Below are 23,767 nucleotides of genomic sequence, written 5' to 3'. Positions count from 1 at the left end.
TTGAGCGAGCGCCGCAAAGCCACGACTCAGGTCTCGCGGCTGGCGCGTCGCGCGAGCGGGACGACGGCTGCCAACCGGATGGTGCCGGAAGAGACGCCGGTGGCGTTCTCGTTTGCCGGCACCACCCATGCCGTGATGATGGCAAGCCCGGCCGATTTCGAGGATTTCGCGCTTGGCTTCTCGCTGACCGAAGGCATCATCGCCAAGCCTGACGAGATCGAAGCCATCGAGGTCGAGGATCATGGCGCCGGCATCGATATCCAGATCCGGTTGAAGGACAGCGCCAATACGCGTTTCGAAGCGCGGCGCAGACGACTGGCCGGTCCGGTTGGTTGTGGCCTGTGCGGCATCGAATCGATCGAGGAAGCGATGCGTTCGGTCGACGCGGTCGGTTCGTCGACGCTTACATTTGATGCCGACGATATCGCCCGCTCGGTTAAGCTTTTGTCGAAAGTGCAGCCGCTGCACACGGAGACCGGAGCCGTGCACGCCGCCGGCTTCTATATGCCGGACAAGGGCATCGTCATGGCGCGTGAGGATGTCGGCCGCCACAATGCGCTCGACAAACTCGCAGGTGCGTTGGCGAAAGCCGGCATCGACGGCTCAACGGGCGCTGTGGTGGTGACGTCGCGCGTTTCGGTCGAAATGGTGCAGAAGACGGCGGCTATCGGCGCCGCAATCATCATCGCCGTTTCGGCGCCGACCGCGCTGGCCATCCGCACTGCGGAGGCCGCCGGGATGACACTGGTTGCGCTGGTTCGCGGCGATGATTTCGATATTTTCACCCACCCCGACCGGGTGGTTTGCGGAGTTGCCAAACATGTCGCATGACGAAGAACACATCATGAGCACCAGCGAGAAGCTGGTGCGCATGGCAAACCAGATCGCCGATTTTTTCCATTCCAAGCCGCGCGAGGAAGGCATTGCCGGCGTCGCCGAGCATATCAACAAGTTCTGGGAGCCGAGGATGCGGCGGCAGTTGTTCGATTTGCTGGACGGCGGCACCGAGAATTTCAACGAGTTGGTGGTCGCCGCCTCGGCCAAGATCAGGCGACCGATCACGCCGGCTGAGGCCGACCTCCGACTCGGGCTCGAGGCCTCCCCGGCCGACGTTGCCGCTTCGCAAAAATAGCGCCGAGGCACCGCGCCTATATTTTCCATCGCTAAAGTTTGAACTGCCGCGATCAGGCTGTTCTGCTATGGTTTGACGACCAGAAATCGTCAGGCCGGGGCGGAACCTCGTGAGGCCGATCGAGACCCGATATGCCCGTAGCGGCGATGTGCGGATCGCCTATCAGGTGGTCGGGCAGGGATCGTTCGATCTCGTCTTCGTGCTTCCAATCTCGACCTGCACTGGGAAGACGAAGGCTACAGCCGGCTGCTGAAGCGGCTATCGGCGTTCTCGCGGTTGATCCTGTTCGACAAGCGCGGCACGGGACTGTCTGACCGCGTCGACGCGCACCACCTGCCCAGCCTCGAAACGCGCATGGACGATGTGCGTGCCGTGATGGACGCGACCGGCAGCGGCCGGGCCGCACTGCTTGGCGCCTCGGAAGGCGCGCCAATGGCGATGCTGTTCGCCGCCACCTATCCGGAGAGGACGCGGGCGCTGGCGCTCTATGGCGGCTATGCGCATTTCCACAAATGGGTGATGCCACCGGAACGCCTCGATGCCTTCATCGAGACGGCTGAAACGTCATGGGGCACGGGTGCTACCTTGCCCAGCTTCGCGCCGGGCCGGGTCGACGACCCCCATTTCACCCAATGGTGGGCGCGCTTCGAGCGTTTGTCGGCAAGCCCGACCGCAGCGGCGGCACTGGCGCGCATGAACGCCGGGATCGACGTGCGCGGCGTGCTGGCGGCAATCCGCGCGCCAACACTGCTGATCCATCGCCGCAACGATGTGCGGGTCGATCCTGACGCCAGCCGCTTCCTGGCCAAGACCATCCCGAATGCGCGGCTGGCGGAAATCCCCGGGCGCGACCATCCGATCTGGACCGGCGATGTCGATCGGGTGGCTGACCTGATCGAGGAATTCCTGACCGGGGCACGCGCCGTGGCGGAAGCGGAGCGTGTGCTGGCGGCGCTTTTGGTGACACGCATCCATGACACGGCGCGGCTCGGCGACCGCATGTGGGGCGAACGCAGCCAGCGCTTCCAGGAAACATGGCGAACCCTTGTCGGACGCCATGGCGGGCGCTGCGTGGAAACGCATGGCGAAGTGATGATTTCACGTTTCGACGGACCGGGGCGGGCCTTGCGGTGCGCGGCGGCGTTGCGCGAGGCAGCGCAGGAGATCGGCGTAGCGAGCGCACAGGGGGCGCATGTCGGGGAAATCGAGGTGCGCGGATCGCCGGAAGGACTGACAGGTCGCGTGACGATGCAACTCGCTGCTCATGCCGGGCGCGGCGACATCCTGGCATCGCGGCTGGTCGCGGAGTTGGCGGCCGGCTCAGGGCTCCATTTCGCCGATGCCGGCCGCATCAGCATCGACGAACTGGACGAGCCGCTGGCGCTCGTGCTGGCGATGTCCGAACAGCATCTGGAACCGGCCTGCCGTCCCAAGGCCAGGGCGACCGAGCCGGCTTCGCTGACGGTGCGCGAGAGCGAAGTTGTGAGCCTGATCGCCGATGGCAAGAGCAATGCCGCGATTGCCGCCGAGCTCAGGCTGAGCGAGCACACGGTCAAGCGCCACGTCGCCAACATACTACTCAAGCTGGACCTGCCGTCGCGGGCCGCGGCAGCGGCATTTTCCGCCAGGCATACTGGCCCGGACGGGCCATAGGAGCCATGGCGCTTTCGGGCGAAGCGGCGCGAGGCATGCAAGCGTTATCAATTCTCTTCATGCAGGCCAGGCGGATGTCGCCGGGAAAGGCACTGCGAAGGAGGAAGAAATGCTGGAGTCAAGCCGGACGCTCAGATCGCTGGTGATTGCGGCAGGTGTTGGAGCGTTGTTCGCTATCGCTCCCGCAAAGGCCGAGGACGCGTCTGCGACAGCCGCCTACAAGGACATCCAGGCGACGCTCGGCTCGGTGCCGGACATGTTCAAGACCTTGCCGGATGTAGCCGTCGCCGGCGCCTGGGCCGAGATCAAGGGCGTACAGCTCAACCCGAAGACCGCGCTCGACGGCAAGACCAAGGAACTGTTGGGGCTCGCCGTCGCTGCGCAGATCCCGTGCCAGTACTGCATCTATTTCCATACCGAGGCGGCCAAGCTCAACGGCGCCAGCGACGAGGAGATCAAGGAGGCGGTGGCGATGGCCGCGATCGTGCGCCACTGGTCGACAATGCTCAATGGCAGCCAGGTCGACCTCGCGACCTTCAAGAAGCAGACCGACGACGTGTTCGCGGCCGTCAAGGCCAAGTCGCAGTGAAGAAATCACTGCCCGGCGATGAGCGCGGGGCGGCATCATGATCATTGACCGCCCGATCGCGAAGACGGGCATATGGAGGATAAAATGCTGACCAAGACACAGGCCGTGGACGGCGCGGCGATCAAGAAGGCGATCGAAGGCCGTGATGGAAAGATGCTGTCGAGCTTCTATACCGACGACGCGCTGGTGCGGGTGATCGACCGCAACAACCCGCCGAGCAAGCCACGCGAAATCCGCGGGCGCGCGGCGATCAGCACGTTCTGGGACGACATCTGCAGCCGGGCGATGACCCACAAGGTCGATACCGCGATCGCCGATGGCGACAGCCTCGCCTTCACCCAGGCCTGCACCTATCCGGACGGCACTAAGGTGTTCGCGGCAGCGATGCTGGAGATGAAGAACGGGCAGATCGCACGGCAGACGGTCGTGCAAGCCTGGGACGAGTGAGGCGGCGATGTTCAGCGCCAGATGGCAGATCGACGCCAAGTTCGGGCACAAGCAGACCGTGCTTGAGCTGATGAAGAAATGGGAGCGAGAGATCGGCTCGCAGGTCGGCATCGCCGACCTGAAGTTCCAGATCATGACCGGATCGATCGGCGCGCGCGAAGCGACGGTCGAGTCGCATCACCAGGTCGAGAGCCTTGCCCAGCTGGAGGCGTTCTTCGCCAAGATCGGCAAGATCGACGCCCACGCCAAATGGGGCAAGGAGATGGAGCCCTATGTCGTGTCGGGCACCAGCTGTGGAACATCTATCGTATTGTGGAGTAGTGGCCCGCGCCCTTCTCCCCGGCAACGGGGAGAAGGGATGCAGACGGCGCTGCTACATCAGGCCAAGCTGCTTGTAGAAGCCGAGCGCATCGTAGTAGTCGCTCTGTGTGGCGATCTTGCCGTCCTTGATCGAGAACATCGAGGCGCCGGTGAAGGAGAACTTCTTACCAGTGGCGGCGGTGCCGTCGGCCCAAGCGCCGGTATTGGTGCCGGAAAACTCCCATTCGAACGAGACACGGTCGCCCTCCACGACGGGCGTGCCCTTCATCGTCCACACGGCGTCGGGGACTGCTTTCAGGAAATTGTCGATGACGCCGGTCTTGGCGGCTTCCTTGCCCTTGACCGGTTTGCCGACCGAGGCATCGTAGTAGGTCACGTCATCGGCAAAATAGCCGGCGGCTTTGGCCGAGTCATGGGCGTTCCAGGCAGCGACATAGGCTTCGACCACCGATTGCGCGGTGTCAGCGGCAAGGGACGGCGCCGCGACGAAGAGCGTGGCGGCGGCAGCTGCGGATGTCAGAAATTGGCGGCGATGCATGGTTCTTTCCTCCTTTGTTGAATGCTTGCCTTGCTTGCGTGCGCTAGCCGTGAGCAACCATCACATGGCGCACGGCGGTGTAGTCTTCTAGCGCATAGAGCGACATGTCCTTGCCGTAGCCGGATTGCTTCAACCCGCCATGCGGCATCTCGTTGGTCAGCATGAAGTGGGTGTTGATCCAGGTGCAGCCATATTGCAGGCGGGCAGCCGTCGCCATGGCGCGCGAGACATCCTTGGTCCACACGGATGACGCTAGGCCATAGCCACTGTCATTGGCCCAGTTCACCGCCTCGTCGACCTCGGAAAAACGGGTGACCGAGACGACCGGGCCGAACACCTCGCGGCGAACGATCTCGTCTTCCTGCAGCGCGCCGGCAACGACGGTCGGCTGGTAGTAGAAGCCCGTGCCCTCGCCCGGCTTGCCGCCGGTGGTGATCTCGATGTGCTTCAGTTCCGAGGCGCGCTCGACGAAGCTCGAGACACGGTCGCGCTGGCGGCGCGAGATCAGCGGCCCGATCTCGTTTTCGTTGTCGTCGGGGCGGTTGTACTTGATGGTCGAGACAGCCAAGGACAGATCGGCGACGAGCTCGTCGTAGATCTTCTTGCCGGCATAGATGCGGCAGGCGGCGGTGCAGTCCTGGCCGGCATTGTAATAGCCGAAGGCGCGCAGGCCACTGACCACCGCGCCGAGGTCGGCGTCATCGAAGACGATGACCGGCGCCTTGCCGCCGAGTTCGAGATGCGTGCGCTTGACCGACTTGGCGGCGGCCTGCAAGACCTTCTTGCCGGTGGCGACATCGCCGGTGATCGAGATCATGTTGACCTTGGGGTGATTGATCAGCGTGTTGCCGACGCTGTCGCCGCGGCCGAGCACGACATTGACGACGCCTTCCGGCAGGATTTCGGCAAGGATTTTTGCCAGCTTCAGCGCCGTCAGCGGCGTCTGCTCCGACGGCTTGAAGACCACTGTGTTGCCGCCGGCGATCGCCGGCGCCAGCTTCCAGGCCATCATCATCAGCGGATAGTTCCACGGTGCGATCGAGGCGACGATGCCGATGGCGTCGCGACGCACCATCGAGGTGTGGCCAGGTAGATATTCGCCGGCGACGACGCCTGGCATCGAGCGAACGGCGCCGGCAAAGAAGCGGTAGCAGTCGACGATCGCCGGGATCTCGTCATTGAGCACGGCGTTGATCGGCTTGCCGCAATTGAGCGCCTCGAGCGTCGCGAATTCCTTCGCGTCGGCCTCGATGCGATCGGCGATCTTCAGGAGATAGCCGGAGCGCTGCGCAGGCGTGGTGCGTGACCACAAGACGAACGCTTGTTCGGCGGCCATGACTGCCGCCTCGATCTGGGCGGGGCTGGCTTCGGGCAGGTTGAGAATGGTCGCCCCGGTCTTTGGATTGAGGATCGGCTCCTCGGTTTCGGTGCCCTTCTCGAATCTCGAGCCGATCAGCATCTGGGTGTCCATGGACGTCTCTCCCTTACGAATTCGTGGATTTACTTGCCCGAACCGGCGATCTGGTCGCCCTCGCGGGTTAGGTAATAGGCGGCGAGGATCGGCAGCAGCGTCACCAGCACGACGACCATCGCGACGACATTGGTGACCGGGCGCTGGCGCGGTCGGATCAGCTCTTCCAGCATCCAGATCGGCAGCGTCTGCTGCTGGCCGGCGGTGAAGGTGGTGACGATGACCTCGTCGAAGGACAGAGCGAAGGCCAGCATTCCACCGGCGAGCAGCGCGGTGGCGATGTTGGGCAGCACAACATGGCGGAAGGTCTGGAAACCGTCGGCGCCGAGATCCATCGACGCTTCGATCATCGAACCCGAGGTGCGGCGGAAACGGGCCACGGCATTGTTGTAGACGACAACGACGCAGAAGGTGGCGTGGCCGAGCACGATCGTCCAGAACGAGAATGGAATGTCGGCCAGCGAAAAGGCCGAGCGCAGCGCGATGCCGGTGATGATGCCGGGCAGCGCGATCGGCAGGATGACCAGCAGCGAGATGGTTTCACGGCCGAAGAATTTGGTCCGCGACACTGCCGCCGAACACAGCGTGCCGAGGACCAACGCGATCGCCGTTGAGATCGCGGCAACCCTGACCGACAGCGACAGCGCCTGCCAGACATCCGGCCGGTTCCAGGTGACGGCGAACCACTGCGTGGTCAGACCGGGCGGCGGCCAGACGAAGCTCTTTTCCTCCGTCGTGAAGGCGTAGACGAAGATCAGCAGGATCGGCAGATGCAGGAACAGCAGACCGCAGGCGGCCGCGATCTTCAGGCTGAGCGGAGCCGACTGAGAGCCGTCAGAGCGCATCGAAGGCCCCCATGCGCTTGGCGCCCCAGAGGTAGAAGCCCATGATGACGATCGGCACGACGGTGAAGGCGGCGGCGAGCGGGATGTTGCCGGCGGTGCCTTGCTGCGAATAGACCGCCTGGCCGATGAACAGGCGCGAGGTGCCGATGATCTGCGGGATGATGTAATCGCCGAGCGTCAGCGAGAAGGTGAAGATCGATCCGGCGACGATGCCCGGCAGCGCCAGCGGGAACAGCACATTGCGGAAGGTCTGTCCCGGCGAAGCGCCCAAATCGGACGAGGCCTCGACCAGATTGCCCGGCACGCGCTCGAGCGCCGCCTGCACCGGCAGGATCATGAACGGCAGCCAGACATAGACGAAGACGATGAAGGTGCCGGTGAACGACACTGACAGCGAATTGCCGCCGACGACCGGCAGCGACAGCCAGGCGTCAATCAGCCATTGCAGATGCAGCTTGCCGAACATCCAGGTGAGGATGCCTTCCTTGGCCAGGATCAGCTTCCAGGCGTAGATCTTGACCAGGTAGCTCGACCACAGCGGCAGCATGATGCCGAGATAGAACAGCGCCTTCCAGCGGCCACGGGCATAGCGTGCCGCGTAATAGGCGATCGGAAAGGCAATGATCGCCGAGGCCAGCGTGACCAGCGCCGCCATCGTCACCGTGCGCAGGATGATGTCGAGATTGGCCGCCTGGAACAGGTCGCCATACGTCTTCAAAGTGAACTGGCGGTTGATGAGGCCGGAAAACTCGTCGATGGAGAAAAAGCTTTGCGCCAGCAGCGCGAACAGCGAGCCTATGTAGACGATGCCGAGCCACAGAACCGGCGGCAGCAGCATGAGGAGCAGCAGAACCTTGGGTCTGCGCCAGAAAAGATCCGATAGCGCGCCGCGCAAGCCACCGCTGCCCGGTAGGATGGCGGGCGCCGTGGCGCGCGGGATGGCGGCGTCGAGGCTCATACCGGCTCGTCCATCAGATGCAGGTGCTCGCGGTTGAAGGTGAGCATGACCGCCTCGCCTTCCACGGGTAGCGTGTTGCCGGCCGGCACGATGGCGTGCAGTTTCAATCCGTCGGCATCGAGCGCGAGTTTTGTCGTGGCGCCGAGATAGTTGGTCGAGACAAGGCGAGCGGAAACGCCTTCGCCACTTGCCGCCCCCTTGGCCGTGCGGCCGACGCGAATGGATTCAGGCCGCAGGCTGCCCCAGCGATGCTGGCCACAATAGCGCTGGACGAAATCCGGCGGCAGCACGTTGGAGGAACCGACGAAATCGGCGACAAAGCGGGTCTTCGGCCGCTGGTAGATATCCTCCGGCGTGCCGATCTGCATGATCTTGCCGTCATTGAAGACAGCGACGCGGTCAGCCATCGACAGCGCCTCGCCCTGGTCGTGGGTGACGAAGACGAAGGTGATGCCGAGCACTTTCTGCAGCGACTTCAGCTCCTCCTGCATGTTCTCGCGCAGTTTGAGGTCGAGGGCGCCGAGGGGCTCGTCGAGCAGCAGCACCTTGGGCTGGTTGACCAGCGCACGGGCGAGTGCGACGCGCTGGCGCTGGCCGCCGGAAAGCTGGCCGGGGCGGCGGGCGCCATAGCCGGGCAGCCGCACCAGCGACAGCGCCTCTTCAGCCGCCTTGTGCCGTTCAGCCTTGCCGATGCCCTTGACCATGAGGCCATAGGCAACATTGTCGAGCACGCTCAGATGCGGGAACAGCGCGTAGTCCTGGAACACGGTGTTGACGTTGCGGCGATAGGGCGGCACGCCCTCGGCGCGTTCGCCGAAGATCGAGATCGAGCCCGAGGTCGGCTGCTCGAAGCCGGCGATGAGGCGCAGGCACGTGGTCTTGCCGGAACCGGACGGCCCGAGCATGGCGAAGAACTCACCCGGCGCAATGTCAAGATCGACCGCGTCGACGGCGCGAACGCTGCCAAAATGGCGCGAGGCTTTCTGGAAGGAAACGGCAGAGGTCATGGGCTGTCCTGATCTGTCAGGCTCATCAAATTCGGGCGGCTGCGCTGCCCCTCATCCGCCTACCGGCACCATCTCCCCATATAGTGATGGGGAGAAGGAAAGCGCTCCAACACCGGCGATCCCCTCTCCCCGTTCTTCACGGAGAGAGGGTAAGGGTGAGGGGCGGTGCCGAGCTCAGCAAAGAGGCGAAATCACCGTCCACCGATGACGCCGATATAGTCCGACACCCAGCGGTAATAGGGCACGCACTGGTCGTTCTCGGTGGCGCATTTCGACACCGGCGTCTTCCAGAACTTGATCTTGTCGAAATTATCGTAGCCGTTGGTCTTGCAGCCTTCGTCGGTCAACAGCTCGTTGCCCTTGCAGGCAGCCGGCACGACCGGCAACGAACCGAACCAGGCCGAGACATCGCCCTGCACTTTCGGCGACAAGGAATGTTCCAACCACATATAGGCGCAGTTGGGGTTGGCCGAGTCGGCCTCCATCATGGTGGTGTCGGCCCAGCCGGTGACGCCTTCTTCCGGCACGGTCGACGCGACCGGTTTCTTGGCGGCGACCAGCGCATTGACCTGATACGGCCACGAGCCGGAAGCGACGACGCCTTCGTTCTGGAAATCGTCGACCTGGATGGCGGCGTCATGCCAGTAGCGGCCGACCAGCGTGCGCTGCACGCGCAGCAGTTCGAGCGCTGCCTTATATTGGTCCTCGTTCAGTTCGTAGGGATCCTTGATGCCGAGTTCCGGCTTGTGGAACATCAGATAATTGGCGGCGTCGGCGATATGGATCGGCCCATCATAGGCCTGGACGCGGCCCTTGTTGGACTTGCCGTCCGGCAGCTTCATTTCCTCGAAGACGATATTCCAGCTCTTGGGCGCTTCCTTGAACACCTCGGTGTTGTACATCAGGACGTTCGGACCCCACTGGTAGGGAACGCCATAGTGGACGCCACCGACGGTGAACCAAGGGGCTTCCTTCAGCCGTTCGTCGACAGTCTTCCAGCTCGGGATGAGATCGGTGTTGATCGGCTGCACGCGCTTGCCGGCAACGAGGCGCAGCGACGCATCGCCCGATGCGGTGACGAGGTCGAAGCCGCCCTCGTTCATCAGCGAGACCATCTCGTCGGAGGTGTTGGCGGTCTTGACGTTGACCTTGCAACCGGTCTCCTTCTCGAAGGAGGTCACCCAGTCATAGCCCTTGTCGGTTTCGCCGCGTTCGATGTAGCCCGGCCAGGCAACGATGTTGACCTGGCCTTCGCCCTTGCCAAGTTCCTTGACCTGGGCGACGGCCTGGCCGGAGAAGGTCAGCGCGACCGTCAAAGCAGTGCATGACTTCAGGAATGAATTCATCATCGATCTCCCATTTGGCGCCTGACCCCGAAAGCCGGTTTCGGTCTTCGCTAGGGGTCACGCGCGGACTGAAAACTGTCAGCTCGTGCGTTGGACTTGATGTCGCTCTGGTGACGACTTTGGTCCCTGGACAGAAAGTGCTTTGAAAATTCCGGTTTCGCAAATTCATTTATCAGAAAGGCGATATCGGTTTTTCCGATAGCCCGACACCCCTTCAAGCCAGCGCCGTCACCAGCCAGCAGGCGGCGTTGAAGCGAGCCTCACCGTCCTCCACGAAAGGCGCGAACGCAGCAGGCAACACCGCAGTGATTTTTTCGGCCGTTGCCCGGTCAACCTCACGTAACGCGGCGCCGACCGGCCCTAATCGGGTGACAAACGTTATCAGATCATCTTCGGCGATCCGACACTGGACATCCACCTGTTCGACTTCGATTGACGACCAGCCACCCGCTTCAAGAATCCGCTTCACCTTGGCGGCGTTGGCAAAAGCAAACTGCCCCGGCGCATCGGGGTCCGGCGCGGGTGCGGGGGGCAGGAAAGGCGCAGCCGCTCGCGCGGCGGTCGTCATGAAATCATTCTCGGCCGGACTGCGCCAAGCAACAAAGGCGAGTTTGCTACCGCGGCTTGCGGCCTGTCTTATGTTGGCGAACGCGGCCACGGGATCATCGAAGAACATGACACCAAAACGCGAGACAACAGCGTCGAAGTCCCCTAATTCGAACGCATACGTCTGGGCATCGCCCACTTCAAAACTTGCGTTTGGTACCTCTTCTGCCCCTGTGCGCTCCGTCGCCAAGGCGACAAGCGGCTGCGAGATGTCGAGCCCAACACAACGTCCGTCGTTGCCCACGCGACGCGCCATTGCCAGAGTTGTGGCGCCGGCGCCGCAGCCGATGTCCAGGACATTGCCCCCTTCTCCGGGATAGCCGGCATCGACTACCAGCCGCTCGAACGGCGCCAGTATCTGGTCGAGGATCGGTTGCATCTCAACCCAGGTTTTTCCGCTGGCGTCGTTCCAGAGCGCGGCTTGCCGTGTGTTTGGCTGCGCGGATTGCGGCATGACGGACCTCGCTTTTCTGTTGCTCTCACTGATCGTCGCGAGCACTGTACGAGTTCAAGCCGACTTGAGGTCAAGCATGAAAGATATAGACATTGCCGAAGTGTCGCGGCGCACCGGCGTGCCCGCCTCGACACTTCGCTACTATGAGGAGAAGGGCCTCATCGCCTCAATCGGCCGTCGCGGCCTGCGCCGCTTGTTCGACCCGGCCGTCCTGGAACGGCTCGCTTTGATCACGCTTGGACGCGCCGGTGGATTCGCACTGGACGAGATTTCCGCGATGCTGAGGCCCGACGGCCTGCCGAAAATGGATCGAGGGCGCCTGGATGCCAAGGCGAACGAACTGGACCATACCATCCAGCGCCTGACCGCGATCCGAGAGGCCTTGCGTCACGCCGCCCGATGTCCGGCCGCCCGGCCGATGGAGTGTCCGCCGTTCCGCCGCGCCGTCAGGCTTGCCGGCGCTGGCCGCTTCGAGGTTGCTCCGATCGGGTCGTTCAAGGCGGAGGCGGTTTCCGTCACAAGGCGCAAGCGCGAGACTGGCGACGCCAGGCCGGAGTAGGCCACTAGCGGCGGATCGTGCGCTGCGACTGGGCAAGGCCTATAAAATCGCGCGCCGCCTGCGGCAGACCGGACCCGCGGCGCCAGACCATGCCGACCTGGACAACCGGCAAGGAGCCGGAAATATCGCGCGATTCGATGCGGTCGCCCTCCAGCGACCAGGGTCGGTAGACGAGGTCGGGCAGCAGCGCCACGCCGGCGCCGGTGGCAACGAGACTGCGCACGGCTTCCACGGAACGCGTACGAAAGGCGACATGCGGCTTGGCGCCGATCGCCGTGAGCAGCTTGCCGGTGTTCTCCTCGATCTCGTCGACGGTCAGCATGATCAGCGGCTCGAAGGCGATGTCGCCAATGCTGATGATGTCGGCGCCGGCGAGCGGGTGGCCGAGCGGCAGCCAGAGGCGATAGGCCGAGACCTCGAGGATTTCCGACTGCAGTGCCGTGCGGTCGCGCAGGTTGGAGGTGACCATGACGGCAATGTCGAGCTTGCCGCCGATCAAGAGATGTTCGAGATAGTCGCCATTGTCCTCGATGGCCGAGACCTCGACGCCGGGATAGGCGCGGCGGTAACGGGCAAGAAGATCCGACAGCACGTAACCGGCGACCATCGAGGTGACGCCGAGTTGCAGCCGGCCGCCTGCTGCTGCCTGTTCGCCGGAGAAAGAGCGGCGTGCATCCGAAACGTCGGCAAGGATCTTTGTTGCATGGCGCAGGAACTGGTGGCCCTTGTGGGTGATGTTCAGGCCGCGCGGATGGCGTTCGAACAGTTCGACCCCGAGATCGCTTTCGAGTTCCTTGATCGCTTCGGTGACCGAGGATTGCGAAATCGACAGGTTCTGCGCGGCACCCGACACCGTGCCTTGCTCGGCGACGGCGATGAAGAACTGCAACTGGCGGATGGTGAAGGCCATGGCCGGACTAAACACCGGCGCGCAAGGGAAGGAAAGCCGACGGCAGAGCTTATCCCGTGACTGGTGACTGGTGCTGCGAGCTCAGCCTCGCACCAGCCTGATACGCCGCCGGCAGGCATGGCCATAACGCAACGCAAGCATGAATGCCGTCTCCAGCGCCACGACAATAACAATGATGCGGAAGCCGACAGTGAAGGAGTCCTGGCCACTGCCCTGCAGCAGATAACCGGTGACGAGAAACCCCGCATTCCAGAGCATGGCGCCGAACAGCGTCGTGGCCGCGAACGGCAAAGCAGGCAGACAAAGTGCGCCGGCCGCGATCGGGAGATAGTTGCGCACCGTCGGGATGAACTGCGCCAACAGCGAGATCCCGAGATGATTGCGGCGGTAAGTCTGACCAAGCTTGTGGTAGGTTGCGGGGCGCAGGAAGACATATCTGCCGAAGCGTTCGACCAGCCTGCCAGCACGGTCAAATCCGATCCGGCGGCCGACCGCATACCAGACAAGGCAACCGCTGGTGGAGGCAAGCGTCGTCACTGTCAGCAGGATCAGCAGTGTCACGCCATCCGGGGCCGCCGTCATGCCAAGGAACAGCAGCATCACGTGCGACGGCGGCACCGGCAGGATCTTTTCGGTGAAGGCGAGGCAGAAGACGCCGAACAGACCGAGGCCAAGAACGACCGACAACGGCCCCGTCATGCGAAGCGCCAGTCATAGGTGCTGATCGTCTTGATCCTGGCGATGCGATAGACCGTTGCCGGCGGGAAGTTGCGAAAGGTATTGCCGACCCGCGTGACCTCGAGGTCAAGCCGATCGAGCAGCGACTGGTCGAACGGGCAGCGCCGACCAAGCGTGAACTGATAGAGCGCGCCGCCCGGGCGAAGATTTGCGAAAACACCATCGAGAATGGCGAGCGTCTTGCGCGGTGAAATCAGCCGGAAGGGCAGTCCGCTGACGGCGGCGCAGGCCATCGCCCCGGGGAACAGCGACAGATGGCGCAGACCGACGGCATCCATTTCGAAAACCCGGGCCGCGGGAAAGCGCCGCCTGAGCAGCGCGGCGAAATCCGGATCGGATTCGATCAGCGTCAAATGCTCTTCAGTCACCCCACGGCCCAGCAGCGCCCGGGTGAACGGGCCGGTTCCGGGGCCAAGTTCCAGCACCGGTCCGGTGTCGGGACCGATATCGCGCGTCATCAGCGCCGCCAGGCTGGTACTGGACGGCGTGACGGAGCCAACCCTGAACGGCGCCACGCTCCACGCCACGAGAAAAGACAAGGCATCACTTGCAGGCATAGCCAACCTCAATCCTGACCGCTGCGGTTCAACCGGATTGCGGCCATCTGCAGCTTTTGTTTCAGCGTCGGACGCGAAATCGGTTCCGATCCGGGTCCTACGCCTTAGTGTCGGCTGCGGGCGAATCGCCGACACTCGACCGGCGCTGTTTGCCGCGACTGGATTGCAGAGACATTGCGCAAGGCGGCAAATGCAAAGAAAGGGCGTGTCGACGGCCACCGCCGGGTTTTGCCATGCTTGCGCAATGTTGGCGTTGTAGCGCCCGAGGCAACTAACCTCTTCAAGGGATGATGGATGCGCATCTTGTTGGTCGAAGACGAGCCTGAAATGGTTGCCGCCCTGCGTGCCGCGCTGAAGCGGCATGACATGGTCGTCGACCATGCCGGCTCTTTGCTCGAGGCCGAGGGCTTCGTTGCCGCCGACAGCTACGACGCCATCCTGCTCGACCGTCAATTGCCGGACGGCGACGGGCTGTCGCTGGTGCCCAGACTGCGTTCGGCGAAGAACACCACGCCCGTGCTGATGCTGACCGCGAAAGGCGATACGTCGGACAAGGTCGACGGGCTGGACATGGGAGCGGACGACTACCTGGCGAAACCGTTCGCCTTCGAGGAATTGCTGGCCCGGTTGCGCGCACTGCTCAGGCGCCCGGTGCCGATGCAGTCGCAGTTCATCCGCGCCGGCCATCTGGTTCTCGATGTCGGGCATCGCGAGGTGTCGATCGGTGGCGAACCGCTCGGCCTGCCGCGCCGTGAACTTCTGGTGCTGGAGGCGCTGATGCGGCGGACCGGCCGCATGATACAGCGCGAGGCGCTGATGGAGGCGGTGTTCGGCCTCGACGACGAGATCCAGTCCAACGCACTCGACACCCACGTTTCGCGCCTGCGCCGTAAGCTTGCCGACGCGAACAGCGGCGTGACGATCAACGGCATTCGCGGCGTCGGCTATCTTTTGCGCGAGACGACATGAGCATCGGGCGCCCGCGTTCGCTCAAATGGAGCCTGGTGCTGCGCATCGCGTTGTTGCAATGCGCGATGCTGACGCTGATCATCGTCGGCATTCTCGGCACAATGCTGGCCACGGGGCTCATTCCGCATGATTACGAGGATGGCACAATGGACGTGCTGGCGGACGCGGTGGCGCGCGATGCAAGCGGCAAGCTTGTCCTCAACGAAACGCCGGATATGACGACGCTGCGGTCGAACGTTGCGGACCTCTGGTTCATCATCCGCGACAAGCAGGGGCGGCGGCTGCAGGAGGGAACGGTGCCTGCCACCTTCCAGCCCTTCGTCGGGCTGCTGGACAACATCAGCGACGCCCGTGTCGACCACGCCCTCGGGCAAGCCGCTCCGCCGGCGGGAAAGATACGCTGGACCGACACGGCGGCCGGCAATGTCCAGATCATGACCGGCACCAAGGGCGGACTTTCGCTCCTGCGCCTGCTCGCGCAGGCGCCACAATTCTTCCTGCAGGGGATACTGCCGCTTGCCGGGTTGATGGCGCTGGCCACGCTGTTCGCCACGCCCTGGGTGGTGCGCGGCGCGCTCTCGGGCCTTGGCCATGCAGCCGCCGAGGCCGAGCGCATCGATATCGACCAGCGCGGTGTGCAGTTGCCGCTGAAGGACGTGCCTATGGAAGTGACGCCGCTGGTAAGGGCAGTGAATGCCGCGCTCGCGCGCCTCGACAAGGGCTATGAGCGCCACCAGCGTTTCCTGACCGACGCGGCACATGAGCTCCGAACGCCGGTCGCCATCCTCAACACGCGCCTTGCCTCATTGCCGGCGACACCGGAGCGGGCGCGGCTGCTGCAGGATGCAGCCAGGCTTTCGACGCTAACCGACCAGTTGCTCGACCTGCAACGCCTCGACCGGCAGGCGGCGGTTTTTGAAAAGGTGGACCTTGTGGCGATCGCCCGCGGGGTCATTGTCGACCTTGCGCCGATGGCATTTTCGGCCGGATACGAGATGTCGTTCGAACCGGCGAGAGAGACGGTTCTCGCCACCGGCGACCGCACCGCAATCGAACGCGCCGTCACCAATCTGGTCCAGAACGCGATCGAGCATGGCGGCCGCATCGGCAAGATCACTGTCGCCGTCACCGCGCCAGCCATCATCGAGGTGCGGGACGAAGGCGGCGGCGTGCCACCGGGCGAGCGGGAGCGCATCTTCGAGCCCTTCTACCGGTTGCGCCCGCAGGATCATGGCGCCGGGCTTGGCCTCAACCTGGTGCAGGAAATCATGCAATTGCATGGCGGGCGGATCGATATCCTCGACGGCAGACCGAGCGGCGCCTGCTTCAGGATCACTTTTCGCGCTCTGCCGGCATAGGCATGTCCGCAGGCGGCCACCGCGCATAGCAGCGCGTTTGAGATCCGTATGCGTCCACCAATTGCTAATGTTCGGCCAGGCTCTTGCGGATTCTAGAACCCGGCTGCGCCACCGGCAATGCTGAGCCGCGCGCCGGCTTGCGACAGGGCGGCGGCAATGTCGCGTGATGGCGACCGATCGGTGGCGAGTTCGGAAAAACCGTCGAAGCTGCAGACCTGAACCAGACCATGGCGGCCGAACTTGCTGTGATCGGTGATGACGAGCGAACGCTGGCCGCGCGACAGCACCATGCGGGCGAACTCGGCCTCTTCCAGATCGTAGTCCATGACGCCCATCACCGCATCGATGGCGCCGGTGGAGATAATGGCATGGCTGACCGAGAAACGGCTGACGAAATCGATGGCCGAGGCCCCGAAGGCAGCGCCTGAATCGCTGCGCAATTCGCCTCCGGCCATGTAGACCTTGTTGCCGTTGACGGTGGCCAGCGTGCGGGCGATGTCCGACGAGTTGGTGACGACGGTCAGCCGACGGTGGCCGAGCAGTTCACGGGCCAGGAACGAGGTCGTCGTGCCGGTGTCGAGCATGATCGATTCACCGTCGCGGATGGTGCCGGCGACCATGCGGGCAATGATCCGCTTGGCATCGGCATTCTCGCGCATGCGCCGTTCAAACGGCGCTTCGCCGATCATCGACGGCAGGCCGATGGCGCCGTGCATCTTGAGGACGGAGCCGTCGCCGGTGAGCGGCTTGACGTCACGGCGCACGGTCTCGAGTGAAACGCCCAGCCGATCGGCCAGGCTGGCGATGGTGACGGTCCCCTCTTCCTGCAGCAGCCGCAGGATCTCGCCGTGTCGTTTTGAATGGACCATTTGGGTTTCCCGGACTTAACCCTTTGCCCGATTCTAAGCTAATTCGAGCGGTTTTAAAGCAATTGCTTGTGCTTTCGGGCAAAATACCCAAAGAAAGTCACAACTTTTTGTTGACAAGCAGGCAACCTTGGCGTGAAATTGAGCTATCAAACACGGGTTCGGAGCTGCAACGGGAGGGTGATGGCAGAGCCGCAACTCAGTGACCAGGCAGTTTCGAACGTGTCTGGCGCAAGGAATTTTCAGATCCGCGGGGGCGGATGCCGGGGTCAAAAACCTGGCCAAGGGGCTCGTCGGTGCGGTGCGGGATACCGATCCCGGCGTCTCGCACCGACGAGGTTTTTTTGTTTCTCCTCGCTGTCGTTGGGCTGTCCATGGCGCCCTTGTCGACGCTCGGCAGAGTCGACGCTCAGCAAACCAGGGATGATTCCGTGATTGCCGAAGACCGCATCCGCGCCCTGCCCTGCTGGACCGGCAACATCGAGATTGCGCCGTTGCCGGGCGGTCTCAGCAACGCCAATTATGTGGTCAAGGACGCGGCCGGAAAGCACGTCGTGCGCTTCGGCAGGGACTATCCGTTCCATCATGTCTTTCGCGAGCGTGAGGTGATGACCGCACGCGCGGCACATGCCGCCGGTTTCGCGCCAGCCGTCCTGCATGCCGAACCGGGCATCCTGGTGACGGAATTTCTTGGTGCGAAAACCTATCTTGCACAGGACGTGCGCGCCAATCTTGGTCGTGTCGCAGCCCTGATGCGCGGCTTCCACCGGGAGATGCCCAATCACGTCTCCGGCGCCGGCTTCATGTTCTGGGTGTTCCATGTCATTCGCGACTATGCGCGCACGCTTGAAGAAGGCGGCAGCCGCAAGCGCAGCGAATTGCCGCGCCTGCTGACACTGGCTGACGAACTGGAGCGCGCGCAGAAATTGCTGCCGATCGTCTTTGGTCACAACGATCTTTTGCCGGCTAATATTCTTGACGACGGCAGCAGGCTATGGCTGATCGACTTCGAATATGCCGGCTTCAACACCGCGATGTTCGACCTTGCCGGCGTCGCCTCGAATGCCGGTATGAGCGATGAGGAATCCTTTGCCTTCCTGACCGCCTATTTCATGAAGGAACCGGACCAGGCGATCCGCCGCTCGCACGCGGCCATGCAATGCGCCTCGCTGCTGCGCGAGGCGATGTGGAGCATGGTGTCCGAACTCTACCTCGACGCGCCCGGCATCGACTACGTCGCCTACACCGAGGAGAACCTGACGCGGCTCGAAGCCGCGCTCGATAACTACAGAACGAAGTACGGGATACAGAAATCATGACATTGCCCAGCCAGGCCGCGATCGTCGTCATTGGCGGCGGCATCATCGGCTGTTCGACGGCCTATCATCTGGCGCGTGACCACAAGGCGGACGTGGTGCTGCTCGAACAGGGCAAGCTGACCTCGGGCTCGACCTGGCATGCCGCGGGGCTGGTCGGCCAGTTGCGTTCGTCGGCCTCGATCACCCGCGTGCTCAAATATTCCGTCGACCTCTACAAGGGGCTGGAGGCCGAAACCGGCCTTGCCACCGGCTGGAAGATGACCGGCTGCCTGCGGCTCGCCACCAATGCCGACCGCTGGACCGAGTACAAGAGGCTGGCGACGACGGCGAAAAGCTTTGGCATGGATATGCAATTGCTGTCGCCGGCGGAGGTCAAGGCGATGTGGCCGCTCCTGGAAACCGGCGATCTCGTCGGCGCTTCCTGGCTCCCGACCGACGGCCAGGCGAGCCCTTCGGACATCACGCAGTCGCTGGCGAAAGGCGCGCGCATGCATGGCGCCAAACTGTTCGAGGATGTGCGCGTCACCGGCTTCGAGATGAAGGATGGCCGCATCGCGATGGTGCAGACCAGCAAGGGCGACATTGCCTGCGACAAGGTGGTCAACTGCGCCGGGCAATGGGCGCGGCAGGTGGGTGCGATGGCCGGCATCAACGTGCCGCTGCAGCCGGTGAAGCACCAGTACATCATCACCGAGAAGATCGATGGACTGGCGACCGACGCGCCGACCATCCGCGACCCGGACCGGAGCACCTATTTCAAGGAGGAGGTCGGCGGGCTGGTGATGGGCGGTTACGAGCCCAACCCGCAGGCCTGGACGACCGGAGATGTGCCTGACGATTGGGAGTTCCGGCTCTTCGACGACGATTACGATCATTTCGAACAGCATATGCGCCAAGCGATGACGCGCGTGCCGGCGCTCGAAACCGTCGGCGTCAAGCAGATGATCAACGGGCCGGAGAGTTTTACGCCGGACGGCAATTTCATTCTCGGGGCGGCGCCCGAATGCGCCAATATGTTCGTTGGCGCCGGCTTCAACGCCTTCGGCATCGCCTCGGGTGGCGGCGCCGGCTGGGTGCTGGCGCAGTGGGTGGTCGACGGCGAAGCGCCGCTCGACCTGTGGGTTGTCGACATCAGGCGCTTTTCCAACCTGCACCGCGACCGGCAGTGGGTCTGCGACCGCACGCTGGAAGCCTATGGCAAGCACTATACGATCGGCTTCCCGCATGAGGAGTACGCCTGCGGGCGGCCGCGCATCGTCTCACCCCTTTACAACAGGCTGAAACAGCAGCGCGCCGTGTTCGGCTCGAAGCTTGGCTGGGAACGGCCGAACTGGTTCGCGCCCGAAGGCGTCGAGCCGCAGGATGTCTATTCGATGGGTCGCCAGAACTGGTTTGCGGCAGTCGGCGAGGAACACCGGCACGTGCGCGAGAAGGTCGGCATCTTCGATCAATCCTCCTTCGCCAAATACGAACTGAGCGGGCCCGACGCACTGAAGGCGCTGGACTGGATCTGCGCCAACGACGTCAGCAAACCCGTCGGCCGGCTGACCTACACGCAGCTTCTCAACACACGCGGTGGCATCGAGGCCGACCTGACCGTGGCGCGGCTGGCCGAGGAGAAATTCTACATCGTCACCGGCACCGGGTTCCGCACGCATGATTCCTCATGGATCGGCGACCATATCGGCGAAGGGCTCGATGCCACGCTTGTCGATGTCACCGAGGAATTCGGCACGCTGTCGCTGATGGGGCCTCGGGCGCGCGACGTGCTGTCTGCCGTGACCGAAGCCGACGTGTCGAACACCAGCTTCCCGTTCGGCCATGTGCGTGAGATTGCCATTGCCGGCCACACAATTCGAGCGCTGCGCGTCACCTATGTCGGCGAACTCGGCTGGGAACTGCATGTGCCGATCGCGGCGACAGGCGAAGTCTTCGATGCACTGATGGCGGCCGGTGGGAAGCATGGCATCCGCCCGGTCGGCTATCGCGCCCTGGAATCGCTGCGGCTGGAAAAGGGCTATCGCGCCTGGGGCTCCGACATCACGCCCAACGACACGCCGCAGGAAGCCGGCTTGGGCTGGGCGGTCAAGCTGCGCAAGAACACCGATTTCGTCGGACGGCGCGCGCTCGAGAAGACCAGCGGCGCGGCCTTGAAGAAACGCTTTGCCGGCTTCACGGTCGCTGACCCAGAGATCGTGCTGCTCGGCCGCGAGACCATCCTGCGCAATGGCGAGCCGGTCGGCTATCTCACCAGCGGCGGCTATGGCTACACGGTGAGCCGGAACATCGGCTACGGCTACGTGCGCAACGCCGACGGGGTGAGCGACGATTTTCTCGCCTCGGGCGACTATGAACTGGTCGTGGCGATGGAGCGGACGCCGGCCCAAATCCATCTCGAGCCGATGTACGACCCGACAGCCGCCAAGGTCAAAGTGTAGATCGGGGTCAAAGCGTAGATCAGGTGACGCGCAGGGCGAGACCGCGGCTTGGCACGGTGTCGGCCTCGCCCGGCATGGAGACGTAGGGACGCGTTTCCTCGATGCGGGTGACGAGGCCTTGCGCCTCGAGTTCGGCGATGCGAGCGCCAAAGCCGGCTTCCCACAACGTGTTCTTGACTGTCAGCACGATGATGCCACCCGGCCGGCAGATACGGATCAGCTCGTCCAGCCCCTCAGCGCCGACATGGCCGGAGGTGAAGACGCCGGCCGAAATGATGCCGGCATAGGCATCGTCGGCAAACGGCAGCTTGCCGCCGAGCGCCAGGCAATGCAGCGCCGAATAGACCCCCTTGCGGGCGGCCTGGGCCAGCATGCCTTCAGATATGTCGAGCGCCTCGACCAAGGGATAGCCTGTTATATCAAGCCATTCGCCGATAAGCCCAGTGCCGGCTCCCGCATCGAGCAGCGGCGCGGCACCGCGTGGCAGATGGCGGGCCAGCAAAGCAAGGCAGATCGTCGGATGGCGATAGCCGGCGGCCGACATGTCGGCGTCATAGGTCTGCGACCAGCGGTCATAGAGTGCCGCGACGTCCTCTGGCCGCTTCGCCGCGTAGGCCGCTGCAAGCGGGCCTCGATGTTTGCTGTGCGCCACTTTTGTCCTGTCCACCAATCGGTCTTGCATCGCATGATAGCCAAACCACAAAAATTGTGGAACCGTCGCTGCGACAAATAACAGCGTGGGGGCGCAGGCATGGTGACAGACGAGGCGCGTGCGGCACTTGCCGACATTTCCTTGGCCACCATTCCCATGCTGGCCGGCTACACCGGGCCGCTCGAACGGCTCGGCGGCCTCACCAATCTGGTCTTCAAGGCTGACGAGTTCTGCCTGCGCATTCCCGGCAAGGGCACCGAGGAATACATCAACCGCGCCAACGAGGCGGTGGCGGCGCGCGAAGCGGCAAAGGCGGGGGTCAGTCCAGAGGTGCTGCATGTCGATCCCGCCACCGGGGTCATGGTGACGCGCTTCATCGCCGGCGCGGAGACGATGTCGCCGGAGAAATTCAAGGTTCGGCCCGGCAGTCCGGCGCGGGCCGGCGAGGCCTTCCGCAAACTGCACAATTCCGGCGCGGTGTTTCCCTTCCGCTTCGAACTGTTTGCGATGATCGACGACTATCTCAAGGTGCTGTCGACCAAGGACGTCGCCCTGCCGGCCGGCTATCATGACGTGGTGCACGAGGCCGGGAGCGTGCGGTCGGCGCTGGCCGCCCATCCCTTGCCTCTCGCTGCCTGCCACTGCGATCCGCTGTGCGAGAATTTTCTCGATACAGGCGAGCGGATGTGGATCGTCGACTGGGAATATTCGGGCATGAACGATCCGCTCTGGGATCTCGGCGACCTCAGCGTGGAAGGAAAATTCGATACGGCGCAGGACGAAGAGATGATGCATGCCTATTTCGGCGGCGAGGCCAGAGCGGCCGAGCGCGGCCGCATCGTCATCTACAAGGCGATGTGCGACCTGTTGTGGACATTGTGGGGGCTGATCCAGCTCGCCAACAACAATCCGGTCGACGATTTCCGCGCCTATGCCGACGGGCGGTTCGTGCGCTGCAAGGCGTTGATGGAGACGCCGGAGTTTTCACGGCACCTGGCGGCGATACGCCTGGGTTAGGCACCGGAAACCTAATTCACGCCCTTCGGCACGTTTTCGGGCGGCACCGTGGTGTCGACCACTTTCTGGCGGTGGAAGATGAACAGGCCGGCGAGAACGACGATGCCCGAACCGATAAGGATGCGCGGACCGGGAACGTCACCAAAGAACACCAGCCCGAACACCACCGCCCACAGGAGCAGCGTGTAATGCAGCGGCGCCAGCGTCGAGGCCGGCGCCAGCTTGAGCGCCCTGGTGATCATCAGATGCGCGCCGCATGAAACGATACCGAGCAGCAGCATGGCGCCGAAATCGAGCGCCGACGGTGTCTGCCAGGCGCCGATGGTCAACACGCCGCCGACCACCATCGTGCCGATGGTCTGCCATGTCACCAGGTTGGTGTCGCTGGTGCCGCGCAGGCGCCGGTTGAGGATGATGGCGAAGGCGAAGGCAATGCTGCCGGCGAGCGCGAAGCTCGATGACAACGAGAACGCCGCCGAGGACGGTTTCAGCATGATCAGCACGCCGCAGAAGCCGAGCAGGATCGCCATCCAACGGCGCCAGCCGACCTTCTCGCCAAGCAACAAATGCGAGAGTGCCGCGACATAGATCGGTCCGGCCATGTAGAAGCTCATCACGTCGGCAAGCGGCAGGTAGACGACGGCGGCGTAGAACAGTGCCGTGTCGAGCGTCGTCATCACCACGCGCAGCAGCTGCAGCTCCAGGCGCTCCATGTGAAACAGCTTGGCCGTGCCCTGGTGGGCGATCATCGGGCCAAGCACGAAGAACGCGCCGATGGAACGGATCAGCACCACCTGGCCGACCGAGAAGCTGGCGACCAGCCACTTGCCCATGGCGTCGTTCAGCGCAAACAGGAAATCGCCGGCCAGCATCAAAAGGATGCCGGCCAGAAGCACGTTCCTGATTGTGGAATTCTGCGCCACGGGCTGCGTCATGCCGATCCCGATTCCTCCCTAGAGCATGATGCCGAAAAGCGTGAAGCGGTTTTCGGACGACATCATGCTCTATCTCGATTTA

At 63.5% G+C, this 23,767-nt stretch carries 24 protein-coding genes and 1 pseudogene; 12 read left to right on the top strand and 13 right to left on the bottom strand.

Annotated elements, in window-relative coordinates:
* The 6 genes and pseudogenes from fdhD to AC07FD_RS20860 all read left to right on the top strand — a co-directional run bounded on the left by fdhD (position 1) and on the right by AC07FD_RS20860 (position 4,142).
* Positions 1-831, top strand: a complete 831-nt coding sequence (gene fdhD, locus AC07FD_RS20885) for a formate dehydrogenase accessory sulfurtransferase FdhD (protein ID WP_478351376.1) — start codon at positions 1-3, stop codon at positions 829-831.
* Positions 821-1,132 carry a formate dehydrogenase subunit delta gene (locus tag AC07FD_RS20880; RefSeq protein WP_457151683.1) on the top strand — a complete coding sequence of 104 codons (312 nt, stop codon included), beginning with the start codon at positions 821-823 and terminating at the stop codon, positions 1,130-1,132. Before fdhD ends, AC07FD_RS20880 begins: the two co-directional genes overlap by 11 nt.
* 276 nt (positions 1,133-1,408) lie before the next feature.
* Positions 1,409-2,785, top strand: coding sequence for an alpha/beta fold hydrolase (locus AC07FD_RS20875; protein ID WP_478351375.1), 1,377 nt, complete (start codon positions 1,409-1,411; stop codon positions 2,783-2,785).
* A 109-nt stretch (positions 2,786-2,894) separates the two neighbouring features.
* A complete protein-coding gene (locus AC07FD_RS20870) occupies positions 2,895-3,374 on the top strand; it encodes a carboxymuconolactone decarboxylase family protein (protein WP_478351374.1) in 480 nt (159 codons plus the stop codon).
* Positions 3,375-3,458: 84 nt separating this feature from the next.
* Positions 3,459-3,821, top strand: coding sequence for a nuclear transport factor 2 family protein (locus AC07FD_RS20865; RefSeq protein ID WP_478351373.1), 363 nt, complete (start codon positions 3,459-3,461; stop codon positions 3,819-3,821).
* Between the two features lie 7 nt (positions 3,822-3,828).
* Positions 3,829-4,142 (top strand): annotated as a pseudogene (locus tag AC07FD_RS20860) (hypothetical protein).
* A 52-nt stretch (positions 4,143-4,194) separates the two neighbouring features.
* Here AC07FD_RS20860 and AC07FD_RS20855 read toward each other — a convergent pair.
* The 7 genes from AC07FD_RS20855 to AC07FD_RS20825 form a co-directional block, all read right to left on the bottom strand.
* Positions 4,195-4,680 (bottom strand): ester cyclase, encoded by a 486-nt coding sequence (locus AC07FD_RS20855; protein WP_478351372.1) that lies wholly within the window; start codon positions 4,678-4,680, stop codon positions 4,195-4,197.
* Between the two features lie 43 nt (positions 4,681-4,723).
* Positions 4,724-6,151, bottom strand: coding sequence for a gamma-aminobutyraldehyde dehydrogenase (locus AC07FD_RS20850; RefSeq protein WP_478351371.1), 1,428 nt, complete (start codon positions 6,149-6,151; stop codon positions 4,724-4,726).
* Between the two features lie 29 nt (positions 6,152-6,180).
* A complete protein-coding gene (locus tag AC07FD_RS20845; protein WP_478351370.1) occupies positions 6,181-6,996 on the bottom strand; it encodes an ABC transporter permease in 816 nt (271 codons plus the stop codon).
* Positions 6,986-7,954, bottom strand: coding sequence for an ABC transporter permease (locus AC07FD_RS20840; RefSeq protein ID WP_478351369.1), 969 nt, complete (start codon positions 7,952-7,954; stop codon positions 6,986-6,988). Before AC07FD_RS20840 ends, AC07FD_RS20845 begins: the two co-directional genes overlap by 11 nt.
* A complete protein-coding gene (locus AC07FD_RS20835; protein WP_478351368.1) occupies positions 7,951-8,961 on the bottom strand; it encodes an ABC transporter ATP-binding protein in 1,011 nt (336 codons plus the stop codon). Before AC07FD_RS20835 ends, AC07FD_RS20840 begins: the two co-directional genes overlap by 4 nt.
* Positions 8,962-9,152: 191 nt before the next feature.
* Positions 9,153-10,307, bottom strand: coding sequence for an ABC transporter substrate-binding protein (locus AC07FD_RS20830; protein WP_478351367.1), 1,155 nt, complete (start codon positions 10,305-10,307; stop codon positions 9,153-9,155).
* Between the two features lie 214 nt (positions 10,308-10,521).
* Positions 10,522-11,367: a class I SAM-dependent methyltransferase gene (locus AC07FD_RS20825; RefSeq protein WP_478351366.1), complete on the bottom strand. Its 846-nt coding sequence runs from the start codon at positions 11,365-11,367 to the stop codon at positions 10,522-10,524.
* 76 nt (positions 11,368-11,443) lie between these two features.
* Between AC07FD_RS20825 and AC07FD_RS20820 the strand changes: the two genes are divergently transcribed.
* Entirely contained in the window at positions 11,444-11,926 is a 483-nt protein-coding gene (locus AC07FD_RS20820; RefSeq protein WP_478351365.1) for a helix-turn-helix domain-containing protein, read from the top strand.
* Positions 11,927-11,930: 4 nt separating this feature from the next.
* Here the strand turns inward: AC07FD_RS20820 and AC07FD_RS20815 are convergent, their stop codons facing one another.
* The 3 genes from AC07FD_RS20815 to AC07FD_RS20805 form a co-directional block, all read right to left on the bottom strand.
* Complete coding sequence (locus AC07FD_RS20815; protein ID WP_095082657.1) at positions 11,931-12,836, bottom strand: LysR family transcriptional regulator; 906 nt, start codon at positions 12,834-12,836, stop codon at positions 11,931-11,933.
* A gap of 81 nt (positions 12,837-12,917) precedes the next feature.
* Positions 12,918-13,535: a DedA family protein gene (locus AC07FD_RS20810; protein ID WP_478351364.1), complete on the bottom strand. Its 618-nt coding sequence runs from the start codon at positions 13,533-13,535 to the stop codon at positions 12,918-12,920.
* Entirely contained in the window at positions 13,532-14,131 is a 600-nt protein-coding gene (locus tag AC07FD_RS20805; RefSeq protein ID WP_478351363.1) for a class I SAM-dependent methyltransferase, read from the bottom strand. The genes AC07FD_RS20810 and AC07FD_RS20805 overlap by 4 nt, the downstream gene beginning before the upstream one ends.
* A gap of 294 nt (positions 14,132-14,425) precedes the next feature.
* On the opposite strand from AC07FD_RS20805, the gene AC07FD_RS20800 reads away from it, so the two are divergent.
* A complete protein-coding gene (locus AC07FD_RS20800) occupies positions 14,426-15,100 on the top strand; it encodes a response regulator transcription factor (RefSeq protein WP_478351362.1) in 675 nt (224 codons plus the stop codon).
* Positions 15,097-16,458 (top strand): sensor histidine kinase, encoded by a 1,362-nt coding sequence (locus tag AC07FD_RS20795; RefSeq protein WP_478351361.1) that lies wholly within the window; start codon positions 15,097-15,099, stop codon positions 16,456-16,458. Before AC07FD_RS20800 ends, AC07FD_RS20795 begins: the two co-directional genes overlap by 4 nt.
* Positions 16,459-16,550: 92 nt before the next feature.
* Here the strand turns inward: AC07FD_RS20795 and AC07FD_RS20790 are convergent, their stop codons facing one another.
* A complete protein-coding gene (locus tag AC07FD_RS20790) occupies positions 16,551-17,327 on the bottom strand; it encodes a DeoR/GlpR family DNA-binding transcription regulator (protein WP_478351360.1) in 777 nt (258 codons plus the stop codon).
* 428 nt (positions 17,328-17,755) lie between these two features.
* On the opposite strand from AC07FD_RS20790, the gene AC07FD_RS20785 reads away from it, so the two are divergent.
* Together AC07FD_RS20785 and AC07FD_RS20780 are read left to right on the top strand one after the other, a co-directional pair.
* The gene (locus AC07FD_RS20785) at positions 17,756-18,643 is read left to right on the top strand and encodes a phosphotransferase (RefSeq protein ID WP_478351359.1); all 888 of its coding nucleotides are present in this window, start codon (positions 17,756-17,758) and stop codon (positions 18,641-18,643) included.
* Positions 18,640-21,081: a GcvT family protein gene (locus AC07FD_RS20780; RefSeq protein WP_478351358.1), complete on the top strand. Its 2,442-nt coding sequence runs from the start codon at positions 18,640-18,642 to the stop codon at positions 21,079-21,081. The genes AC07FD_RS20785 and AC07FD_RS20780 overlap by 4 nt, the downstream gene beginning before the upstream one ends.
* A gap of 19 nt (positions 21,082-21,100) precedes the next feature.
* Here the strand turns inward: AC07FD_RS20780 and AC07FD_RS20775 are convergent, their stop codons facing one another.
* Positions 21,101-21,763 (bottom strand): class I SAM-dependent DNA methyltransferase, encoded by a 663-nt coding sequence (locus tag AC07FD_RS20775; protein WP_478351357.1) that lies wholly within the window; start codon positions 21,761-21,763, stop codon positions 21,101-21,103.
* A gap of 69 nt (positions 21,764-21,832) precedes the next feature.
* On the opposite strand from AC07FD_RS20775, the gene AC07FD_RS20770 reads away from it, so the two are divergent.
* Complete coding sequence (locus tag AC07FD_RS20770; RefSeq protein WP_478351356.1) at positions 21,833-22,750, top strand: phosphotransferase; 918 nt, start codon at positions 21,833-21,835, stop codon at positions 22,748-22,750.
* Positions 22,751-22,761: 11 nt separating this feature from the next.
* Here AC07FD_RS20770 and AC07FD_RS20765 read toward each other — a convergent pair whose 3' ends face one another.
* Positions 22,762-23,685, bottom strand: coding sequence for a DMT family transporter (locus AC07FD_RS20765; protein WP_457152730.1), 924 nt, complete (start codon positions 23,683-23,685; stop codon positions 22,762-22,764).
* Positions 23,686-23,767: the final 82 nt, after the last annotated feature.

The organism is Mesorhizobium waitakense (assembly GCF_056431085.1).
The sequence above is the reverse complement of the archived record's forward strand: the minus strand, read 5'-3'. Positions and strand labels throughout refer to the sequence as shown.